11 protein-coding genes and 1 pseudogene are annotated in these 9,652 nt (G+C 63.0%); 6 read left to right on the top strand and 6 right to left on the bottom strand.

The window, feature by feature from the left end:
• Window positions 1-198, bottom strand: a pseudogene (locus tag AC1DJT_RS29800) (hypothetical protein); the annotation flags it as partial.
• Window positions 199-293: 95 nt separating this feature from the next.
• On the opposite strand from AC1DJT_RS29800, the gene AC1DJT_RS29795 reads away from it, so the two are divergent.
• Together AC1DJT_RS29795 and AC1DJT_RS29790 are read left to right on the top strand one after the other, a co-directional pair.
• On the top strand, window positions 294-1,238 hold the full coding sequence (locus tag AC1DJT_RS29795; protein WP_476835459.1) for an alpha/beta fold hydrolase: 945 nt from the start codon (window positions 294-296) through the stop codon (window positions 1,236-1,238).
• A gap of 52 nt (window positions 1,239-1,290) precedes the next feature.
• Complete coding sequence (locus AC1DJT_RS29790) at window positions 1,291-2,496, top strand: ABC transporter substrate-binding protein (RefSeq protein ID WP_441492813.1); 1,206 nt, start codon at window positions 1,291-1,293, stop codon at window positions 2,494-2,496.
• A 137-nt stretch (window positions 2,497-2,633) separates the two neighbouring features.
• Here the strand turns inward: AC1DJT_RS29790 and AC1DJT_RS29785 are convergent, their stop codons facing one another.
• The 4 genes from AC1DJT_RS29785 to AC1DJT_RS29770 are packed head-to-tail and all read right to left on the bottom strand — an operon-like array spanning window position 2,634 to window position 5,250.
• On the bottom strand, window positions 2,634-3,275 hold the full coding sequence (locus tag AC1DJT_RS29785) for a CDP-alcohol phosphatidyltransferase family protein (RefSeq protein WP_476835458.1): 642 nt from the start codon (window positions 3,273-3,275) through the stop codon (window positions 2,634-2,636).
• A 3-nt stretch (window positions 3,276-3,278) separates the two neighbouring features.
• Entirely contained in the window at window positions 3,279-3,668 is a 390-nt protein-coding gene (locus AC1DJT_RS29780; RefSeq protein ID WP_476768982.1) for a hypothetical protein, read from the bottom strand.
• Window positions 3,665-4,615, bottom strand: a complete 951-nt coding sequence (locus tag AC1DJT_RS29775; RefSeq protein WP_476835457.1) for a phosphatidate cytidylyltransferase — start codon at window positions 4,613-4,615, stop codon at window positions 3,665-3,667. Before AC1DJT_RS29775 ends, AC1DJT_RS29780 begins: the two co-directional genes overlap by 4 nt.
• Window positions 4,612-5,250 carry a lysophospholipid acyltransferase family protein gene (locus AC1DJT_RS29770; RefSeq protein ID WP_476835456.1) on the bottom strand — a complete coding sequence of 213 codons (639 nt, stop codon included), beginning with the start codon at window positions 5,248-5,250 and terminating at the stop codon, window positions 4,612-4,614. The genes AC1DJT_RS29775 and AC1DJT_RS29770 overlap by 4 nt, the downstream gene beginning before the upstream one ends.
• A gap of 265 nt (window positions 5,251-5,515) precedes the next feature.
• On the opposite strand from AC1DJT_RS29770, the gene AC1DJT_RS29765 reads away from it, so the two are divergent.
• The 4 genes from AC1DJT_RS29765 to AC1DJT_RS29750 all read left to right on the top strand — a co-directional run bounded on the left by AC1DJT_RS29765 (window position 5,516) and on the right by AC1DJT_RS29750 (window position 9,249).
• Window positions 5,516-6,190, top strand: coding sequence for a hypothetical protein (locus tag AC1DJT_RS29765; RefSeq protein ID WP_476768985.1), 675 nt, complete (start codon window positions 5,516-5,518; stop codon window positions 6,188-6,190).
• Window positions 6,191-7,052: 862 nt separating this feature from the next.
• Window positions 7,053-8,048 (top strand): 6TM ABC transporter family protein, encoded by a 996-nt coding sequence (locus AC1DJT_RS29760; RefSeq protein ID WP_476768986.1) that lies wholly within the window; start codon window positions 7,053-7,055, stop codon window positions 8,046-8,048.
• 139 nt (window positions 8,049-8,187) lie between these two features.
• Window positions 8,188-8,403: a hypothetical protein gene (locus tag AC1DJT_RS29755; protein ID WP_476768987.1), complete on the top strand. Its 216-nt coding sequence runs from the start codon at window positions 8,188-8,190 to the stop codon at window positions 8,401-8,403.
• A 330-nt stretch (window positions 8,404-8,733) separates the two neighbouring features.
• A complete protein-coding gene (locus tag AC1DJT_RS29750) occupies window positions 8,734-9,249 on the top strand; it encodes a peroxiredoxin (protein ID WP_476835455.1) in 516 nt (171 codons plus the stop codon).
• A gap of 156 nt (window positions 9,250-9,405) precedes the next feature.
• On the opposite strand, the gene AC1DJT_RS29745 is transcribed toward AC1DJT_RS29750, so the two are convergent.
• Window positions 9,406-9,543: a hypothetical protein gene (locus AC1DJT_RS29745; protein ID WP_476835454.1), complete on the bottom strand. Its 138-nt coding sequence runs from the start codon at window positions 9,541-9,543 to the stop codon at window positions 9,406-9,408.
• Window positions 9,544-9,652: the final 109 nt, after the last annotated feature.

Below are 9,652 nucleotides of genomic sequence, written 5' to 3'. Positions count from 1 at the left end.
CTCGGGGCGCGTCAGGCCGAATTCGGCCTCGATCCGCCGGAATGACGGCTCGCGGTAGAAGTTCAGGATGTAACCGATCCTGTAGGCCGTTGGTATCTCGGTGCCTCCGAGCATCGCGCGCAGGCCCTCTTCGCGACCCACCCCGGCCACGTCCAGGTCCGTCGCTTCCAGGTCCGTCGCTTCTGAATTTCGTCTCATATGAGACTTTTTTGTTGCTGTCATGACATCGCAGTCGTAGCATTCCGGGCAATGAGAGGACTTGGCGATGCCGCCCAGTCCCCGGGGAGGATCGCATGGATATCCCGGTTCCCGCCAGCGCTCGCCCCGCCGCGACAGGCGTGTCGTTCGGGCGAGCATTCTTCGCTGCAACCGGATCGCTGCCGATCTATGTCGACCATATCGCCGCGATAGCCGGGCCCAGGCGCTTGCCCGTCGTCATGGTCCATGGCGGCTGTCACACCGGCCAGTGCTATCTCGCGACGCCGGACGGGCGCCAGGGCTGGGCGACCCGCTTCGCGGCAGCGGGGCGCGACGTTTTCGTGGTGGACTGGCCCGGCCACGGCCGCTCGCCGGCGTGCGGGAATCTGGCGACCCTGTCGACCCGCGAGATCGCGCAATCCATTCTCGCCCTTGTGGAGATGGTCGGGCCGGCCGTCCTCCTGGTCCACTCCGCCAGCGGGCCGATGGCGTGGTGGATCGCGGAGCGGGCCCCTGGCGCGGTCGCCGCCGTGATCGGCGTTGCGCCGGGCGCGCCGGCCAACATCCTCCCCGTGCTGCCCGACGACCCGGAAGCGATTGCGAAGCTCAGGGACGATGTCAGCCTGGGCTGCCCTGTGATGCTGCCCGAGGACAGGCCGGTCGTGGTCGGCGAGGCGTTCATGCGGAGCTTCTGGGCCAACGCTCCGCGCTTTCCGCGTCAGGCCTTCGAGCAGTATCGGCTCTCGATTGTCCCGGAGAGCGCGCGGCTGTTCAACGAGCGCTTCAACATCGGCGGGCGCGGCTTGCAGATCGCGGACCCGGCCGCGCTGGCTCGGACGCCGATCCTGATCGTCACCGGTGATCACGATCCACGCCATCCGCGCGCGATAGACGAGGCGACCGCCCGCTATCTGGGGGCGGAGTTCCTGTGGCTGCCGGACGAGGGCACCTCCGGCAACGGCCACATGCCGATGATCGAAGACAACAGCGACGCCATCGCGGACCGGCTGCTCCTCTGGCTGGCCGGCCGGGAACTCTGACCCCCTGTTTCAAGCGAACCGCAGCAAGCGGACCAGTCCTGGGAGGACACTCATGAAGACGCTGCTACTGGCCGGAGCCCTGACCGCATTCGCCTGCACGACCGCCGCCGAGGCGCAGGTGAGCGACGATGTCGTCAAGATCGGCGTCCTGACCGACATGGCCGGAGTGACGGCCGATATCACCGGCAAAGGCTCGGTCGTCGCGGCCGAGATGGCGGTCAAGGAGTTCGGCGGAACCGTGCTCGGCAAGCCGATCCAGATCGTCACGGCCGACCATCAGCACAAAGCGGATGTCGGCACCACGGTCGCGCGGCAGTGGTTCGACATCGACAAGGTCGATGCGATCGTCGACGTGCCGAACTCGGCGGTGGCGCTGGCGGTGCAATCGCTGGCACGGGAGAAGAAGCGCATCGTGATGTATTCGGGTGCCGGGACGACGGCGCTGACCAACGAGCAGTGCTCGCCTTACGGATTCCACTGGACCTATGACACCTATGCCGTCTCGCGCGGCACTGCGTCGGCGGTCGTCAAGGCCGGGGGCAACACCTGGTTCATGCTGGCCTCCGACTACGCCTTCGGTCATCAGCTGCAGAAGGACGCGACCGACGTGGTCGAGGCCAATGGCGGCAAGGTACTCGGCGCGGTTCGTCATCCCCTGAACAATGCCGATTTCTCCTCGTTCCTGCTCCGGGCCCAGGCCTCCGGCGCGAAGGTGATCGGCATCGCCAACGCCGGCAACGACACGGTCAATGCCATCAAGCAGGCCGGCGAGTTCGGTCTGGCCGAGCAAGGCCAGTCTCTCGCGGCATTGATCTTTTTCCTGCAGGACGTACACAGCCTGGGGCTGAAGGCGACGCAGGGCACGTATCTGACCACGGCGTCCTACTGGGACATCGATGACGCCTCGCGCGCCTGGTCGAAGCAGTTCATGGAGCGGACCGGGATGATGCCCTCGATGCTGCATGCCGGCGTCTACGGCTCCGTCCGGCATTACCTCAAGGCCATCAACGAGGCCGGCACCGACGATCCCGACAAGGTTGCCGCCGCGATGAAGGCGATGCCGATCAACGACGCTTTCACGAAGGGGGCGACGATCCGCGCAGATGGCCGCGTGCTGCGCGAGATGTATCTCGCCCGTGTCAAGAAGCCGGCGGATTCCAAGGGGCCGTGGGATTATTTCGAGATCGTGCGAACGATTGCGCCGGAAGAAACCGTCTGGCCGCTCTCCCAGAGCAAGTGCCCGCTGCTTCCGAAATAGCTGCGGGCGGCCCGGCGACTGAAGTCACCTCTATTGTAATTGAGACGATGCACCTGTGGGCCTTGCCAGCCGGTATCGTCCCGCTTCGGTCGTCGGGGAATGTCGGGGGACGGCGTCGAGCGAGATCGTGAGCTCGCTCAGCGCGCGCGCAAGGCCCGGACCACATTTGCGGCCCGCCGCAGCGTGGTCACGGCAGCGCCAGCCGCGATGAGCCAGAGAGCGAAGACCAGGACCTCGTTATGGCCGCGCCAAAGCGGCTCCAGGAGGGACAAGACGGCCGCTGCGGTGATCACCGCCATGCGGTGCTGCTTGGCCATCGGGCCCGAGAAATCGGCCGGCAGCCCGCAGGCGCGACCGAGCTCGCGCGTGTAGGCGGTGAGCACCGCGAGGGCGGCCGCCGCCCAGCCCAGGGCCGGGATCCCGGCCCCGTAGCCGGCGCCGACGAGAATGAGGATATCGGCGACGCGATCCGGGAACTCGTTCCAGAACGGTCCGTCGGGGGCCTGCTTGCCGCCTTCGATCGCCACCATGCCGTCGAAGAGGTTGCAGAGCAGCCTGAGCTGGCAGAACAGGGCAGCCGCCAGGAGCAGGGCGGCGCGCAGCCCGGCATCCGCCAGGCCCGCAAGCCAGAAGCCGGCGCCGGCAAAGGCCGCCATCGCCATGCTCGCCATCGAGATCTGGTTCGGCGTGATCGCGGCCGCGCTCAGCCTGCGCGCGATCGAGCGGGCCCAGCCCGCATCCCGGCTCGCGAGCGGGCGTCGATTACCGTCCTCTGCCACGGTTCAGGCCCTCCTGCTGCGCCAGAGCGAGAAATTGTAGAGCGCCGCATAGCTGGTCGCGACGGTCCACGGCACCGCGATCGTCCTGGCGATTTCCGGCGTGCCACCAAGCGTATGGATCACGGTGAGCAGGCTCGCGGAGACAAGCCCGGCGATCAGGGGCGGAGCCAGGAGGGCCGCGAGGCCGGAGAAGCGCCTGGCCAGTTCCTCGATGCCGCGTTTCAGGAGCAGCGTGATGAGCGCCGACAGCGCGCCCTGGATCAACCCGGCCTGGAGCGGCGCCGGCATCGGATGGGCGCGGTTGGCGAATGCCGCCCAGCTCCCCATCGCGACAAAGGCGAAGGCGATGTGCACGAGGCTGCTTCGCATCAGGCTGGTGACGGGAAGTGTCATGTGGTCGACCACCCCCAGCGGACCAGGTGAAAGAAGATCGGCGCCGAGAACACCACGGAATCGAGCCGGTCGATGAACCCGCCATGGCCGGCGATCAGGTGGCCCCAATCCTTGACGCCGCGATCGCGCTTGATCGCCGACATCACGAGCCCGCCGAAGAAGCCCATCAGGACGATGACGAGCGACAGGAAGGCCGCCTGGAGCAGCGTGAACGGTGTCATCCAGGACAGGGCCGCCCCCACGGCCACCGCGCTCAGCCCGCCGCCAATGAAACCCTCGACCGTCTTCGAAGGCGACAGGTTCGGCGCGATCCTGGTGCGGCCGAGAAGCTTGCCCCAGACATATTGCAGGACATCGCTCATCTGCACGACGATGACGAGATAGGCGATCAGGAGCACGTTGCGCTCCTCGAAGCCGGGAATGTCGAGGCTCAGCAGCGCCGGCACATGCGACGTGCAGAAGACGCAGATCATCAGCGCCCACTGCACTTCGGCGATGCGCACGAGAAAGTCGTCCGTATCGCCACGCAGCGCGGCGATGATCGGCATCAGCAGGAAGGCGTAGACCGGGATCAGGATCGAGAAGAGGCCGTACCAGTCCATCCAGATGAGATAATATTGCAGCGGCAGCACGACGAAGAAGGCTACCGCCAGCGCCCAGTGGTCGGCGCGGTGCGTCGTGGTCAGCGTGATGAATTCACGGAAGGCCGCGAAGGAACAGAAGGCGAAGAGCAAGGTCACGCCGGCCTTGCCGCCGATCAGCGCCAGCCCCATCAGCACGATCATGACCCACCAGGCACGGATCCGGTGGTTCAGGTTCTCGATCACGGCATGCGAGCCATCAGGCGACAGCCTGCGCTCAAGCACGTAGCCGATCGCAGAGGCGACGATGAGCACGCAGAGCAGGCCGGCGAGCACCGCCACGAGATCGGGATGCGGCATCGTCATGGCGCGCCGGCCTTTGGCGAGAGGGCGAGCAGGGCCGCTTCCGCCCGCGCCAAAAAATCCCTTTTGGTCTCGCCCTGGGCGATCTGGAGCGCGGCCCCGAAGGTGACCGTGCAGATCAGGGGTATCGGCACGAACTCGCCCTTCGGCATGACGCGGTTGAGATTGTCGATCCATACCGGCACGAGGACGATCTCCGGCCGGGCGCGCGCCAGGTGGAAGAGCCCGCTCTTGAAGGGCAGGAGCGGGGCAGGGGTGCTGTTGCGCGTGCCTTCCGGGAAGACGATCAGGGAGGAGCCGGCATCGAGCGCATCCGTCATCTGGCTGATCGGGTCGTTCGTCMGGCTCGGACGCTCGCGGTCGATCAGGACGGCGTTGAAGACATCGCAGCCGATGAAGCGCCGAAGACGGCTTTTCAGCCAGTAGTCGCTCCCGGCGACCGGCCGGCTCGCCAGGCGCAGGCGGCGCGGCAGCACCGTCCAGATCAGCACGAAATCGCCATGGCTCGCGTGGTTGGCGAAGTAGATCCGCTGCTGGTCGCTCGGCGCCACGCCGTGCCATTGTCCGCGGACCGCGGTGAGGAAGCGGGCAAACAGCAGAATGAGCGTGCCTGCCAAGCTTATCCCAGCTCCGCGCATCTCAATTCCCAACCACGTCTTCCTGCTGACGTAGCGCTCAATCGCGCCCCTGTCGACGGCCGGCGTCGATCGGGCGGAGCTGCCACTCGCTCACCACGGCTCGCGAAGGGGGCGAACCGCATGGTTGGGCGCAATCAGGAAGCCGCGCGATCGGCAACAGGCCCCCTCGGGATTAGTGCTGACGTCAGCTACGGTCATGGATTGTCCGGAGCCTGATCCATGATCTGGCAAAATCCCCTGCAATACCGGCACAGATGGAACTCAGATGGCACCTGACGTGAGCACGACTCCTCGCCGCGGCACCACGGGTCTGCGCCAGTTTCTGGATCTCGAGGAGCAGCGCGATTGGATCGAGGGCAAGACCGACTTGCGCGACGCTGACGAGCGCTCGGATTCCCTCGAGCTGCGGTTCAAGTACGTCACGCGATTTCAAAAGCTGCTGCGTCGCCCGCAGGCACAGGACGCCCTGGAGATTCTCAGGCTCTACGGCCAGAACTGCATCCCCATCCCGCGCAGGACCGAGCGTTGCTACTGGTCGGTGTCTTGTCTGCCGTCGACATCCGACAAGCCGCTCGTCCGCGTCAATGCGAGCTGGATGGAGTTTTTCACCCTCTATGCGGACGGGGAGGGCATCCGTGCGCGGTTTTTGGTGCATCTTTCGGATTTCGCCACGGACCAATCTCCTGCACAGGGCCAGGTGGACGAACTCTTTCTCGAGCGCTGCGTCACGACGCCAGAGGATGTCAGCTATTTCTTCCCGCGTGGCGCAGACATCTTTGGCATCAATGTGCGGGGCTCCGCCTCGATCCGCAGTTTCCTTGCGGCGCGCCGCGTCCTGGCTGCCATTCGAACCTTCAATCTGACGCATATGAACCGAGGGCGGAACGCCTACCAGGCAAGCCACTGCTACAGCCTGGCGGATTGCATGCTGGCAGATTGAGTGGCGCTCGGAGGGCCGCCAGCCTGGCGAGGCGACCGGATCGCTCCGCCGTTGCGGCCGCGATCCACGACCGCGGGCTGATGGCGACAGGCTGACCAGCCGAGCGGCCGCTCCTCGGCGGCGCAAGCCAGGCCCGAGCCACGGCCACGCCATGAGAACGAAGGCAAGGTGGGACGTCGAAATGGCATCGCGGCTCTGCCAGCCTCCTTGGTCGACCTGGCGTTTGCGCAGTGGCTGGTGTCGGCTCAGGCCGCGCGTTCCCAGGAAATAGGAGATGGCCCGAACCGTGCGGGCTCAGCATGGAGCGGCGAGCGTCCGCTTCCGGGTGGTMATCCGGCGTCCGTAACTGGCGCGAGGTCGACGGGGCGCTGCGATGCGAGCGCAACGACCGAGATGGATGGGAAGCAGACCTCGGCTTATCGCCAGGAAGCCGACATTCGGGTAGTTTTGCTCCATGCCCGGAGTGAAGCGAAGGGTCATATGGCAACGGCAGAGCGTAAGCGGGATTAACCGGGATTACGAGTGGCATGGCCAGATGCCGCGTTATCGATTCCGCCGTTTAGAAATGGATGATAAAAGTCTTTTGCGTCTACGACGCCCTGAATCCAAGTTCTCTGGTGAAGCAGCCTTCGCCGCTGGTTTCGCCGGTTCGAAAAGCTGACCGCATTCGTTTGGTTTGATGCAGGTCAAAAAAATAGTTCCCTGCTTAGCTATAAATGGTCCGAGCCGCCGAAAGCGCAGCGCAGTGATGAACGGTCTTGGCAAAACAATTGCCCCGCAAGGCGGAAAGTAGGATTCGACAAGGTTAAATTCGATGGAATGACGGTCGCCCCCTCCTTCGCTCTCGATTTGGCAGAAAGCCATGTTTAGTCGGCCATTATCTTCGGGCATTATCTCAGATTCCGTTGAGTTATTGCCTAATTCTCTGTTCAAATTCGTATTTAGAATTGGCGGCTGGCATCAATTGTGGGTATCGCTAATCTCTGTTGCGGTATTTCTGTTGAATACCGCGCCGATCGAGCTCCAGAGGAGAGTGATTGATACCGCCGTCAAGGGCGGACCGATCAGGTTGATTCTACTACTCATCGCCGCTCAAGCCGCCATTACAGTTTGCTTCGGCCTCCTGAAGCTCCTCATGAACCTCTATCGGGCCTGGATTGGAGAAAGCGCCGCCCGTGCCCTTCGCGTTGCGATCGAGGCTCGACTTGCAAATCGGTCCGCCGAGGCTCGGCAAGGCGGCAGCGACGCTATCGGGCTGTCTATAATAATAGCGGAAAGTGATGACGTCGGCCTATTCGTCGGCTCCAGCGTAAGCACGCCGGTCGTGGAAATTGGATTCCTGATTAGCGTATTCACCTATCTTGCAATTCTGGAACCACGACTGGCCATGGTCAGCGCGGCCATTCTCGCGCCACAGATCCTCATTGTGCCGCTGATACAACGTGCGATCAATGCGAGGGTCGAAGGTCGGATAGTGCTTCTACGAAAAGTGGGAATGGATATTCTTACCATAAGCAAGGCAGACGAACTGATCCCGAGAAAAGACGATCTGAATATAATATTCCATCTCAACATGGGTATTTTTGCACTGAAATTCTCAATGAATTTCTTTATGAATCTTACAAATAGCATAGGAAATCTAGTAATTCTTGGGCTAGGGAGCGTTCTTGTCGTTCGCGGGCAGACAGAGATCGCCACAGTCATCACCTTTCTTTCGGCGACGGGGAAGGTCGTTGATCCCTGGAATGATGTGGTCGACTGGGCTCGTAGTCTGGCCGTTTCGTCGGTGAAATATGATCTGATCGTTAAAGGGTATGCGCGGCTTGGCTTGGCGCAGGACGCATTGGACCATCCATGAGTGGCAGGCATCATCCGCCATGCCGCGGCCGGCCCTTCGGGGGCACTGCTTGATCTGACGCAGCGCCGAGCAGTCACCCCTGTAGCAAGATTGGCAATTCGTTGCCGATCGTCAGCATTTCAAACCGCAGAGGTGGCCCATGAAAACCACGATCAAACACACTCCGGAGTCGTGCCGGTCGGACGCGCCGACTTTCACGATCGAGACCGTTGAAGACTACGAACTCGCAAAGCGGCGCATCAAAACGCTCTCGGTGCAGGACGGGAGCAGTTACCGCGAGTCAGTAGCGCTCAAAAACGCGATCGGCGTATGGGAAAGGGAGCACCCTGACGTGATCAAGGAACCGCGGCGATGAAGAGCGCTGCCTAATAGCGCTGCGGGTGCCGCTAACCAAGGATCTGCTCAGGCTACTTGATTCCCGGACAGCATCGTCGGGGGCCGCCAGGGGCCGCGGTCGGCGCTCGGCCTCCGTCGACCGTTAAGCGGCATCGACAGCCAGACTTCCTGACTGGACTTTTGCAAGAGTCAAAATGTGGCCAACTCCGGTCGCCGGACATTGATCGGCTAATGTCTCACTTGGGTCGACTCCGGAAATAGCGATGACGCGCCGCCTATGTCTCGGTGGGAATCGGACATCCGGCATGCGATGGAATCGGCCAGGATCAAAATCTGACCAAGGCAATCAATGTCCCTAAGCTCTCGTCTGGTCGGCATTCGGATGCCCGCGGTCGCTCTGCGTTCAACAACGGGGCGAAAGGTCGATCTGGCGTCACTGCCTGGAGGACGCACGGTGATCTATTGTTACCCTCGGACGAGTGACCCGGGGAAGCCTGCGCCTACTGGCTGGGATGTCATTCCCGGCGCTCGAGGCTGTACCCCGCAGGCCTGCGCATTTCGTGACCATCATGACGATATGGCTCGCGTTGGAGCGACCGTGTTCGGTCTCAGCACCCAAGCAACCTCCTATCAGCAAGAGATGGCGACACGTCTGCACCTACCCTTTGAAGTGCTGAGCGATGAGGACTTCCAGTTGACGGATGCGCTGTCGCTTCCAACTTTCGTCGCGGACGGAATGCGCCTCATTGAGCGGTTGACCTTGGTCGTCAAGGACGGAGCGATCGAACACGTCTTGCATCCGGTAACCAGGCCCGAAAAGAGTGCGGAAGACACGCTTGAATGGCTGTCAGCGCAACAGGTTTAGTTTCGCTTTGGGGCGGGAACCGAAGTCAGGCGAGACCTTTGGCAACGTCTGCTTCCGGGTCTTGCATGGGGCCGCTTGTTGCGCGATCGGGAACAGTCCAACGGCAAAGGCCAGGAGCAGGAAGCCACGTCGCTCCGGCTGCAGGGCCACCCGAACCTAAACCCCCAGCAGCTCGTCATAGGGAATGATCCGCAGCATCTGCTTCACCCGCATGGCGTCGAAGCGGAGTTCCTTCGGCGGGTTGTATTGGGAGACGACGATCGTCTTTGCGCCGCGTGAGACCAGGGTCTTCACGTAGACCGGGCCGGGCTCGCCATCCTCGTCGGAATAGAGCTCGAGGTGAGACCAGGGTCTTCACGTAGACCGGGCCGGGCTCGCCATCCTCGTCGGAATAGAGCTCGAG

This window comes from Allobosea sp. 05T422_2, assembly GCF_056396265.1.
Note: the sequence above shows the minus strand (reverse complement) of the source record. Positions and strands in the feature narration are given on the sequence as shown.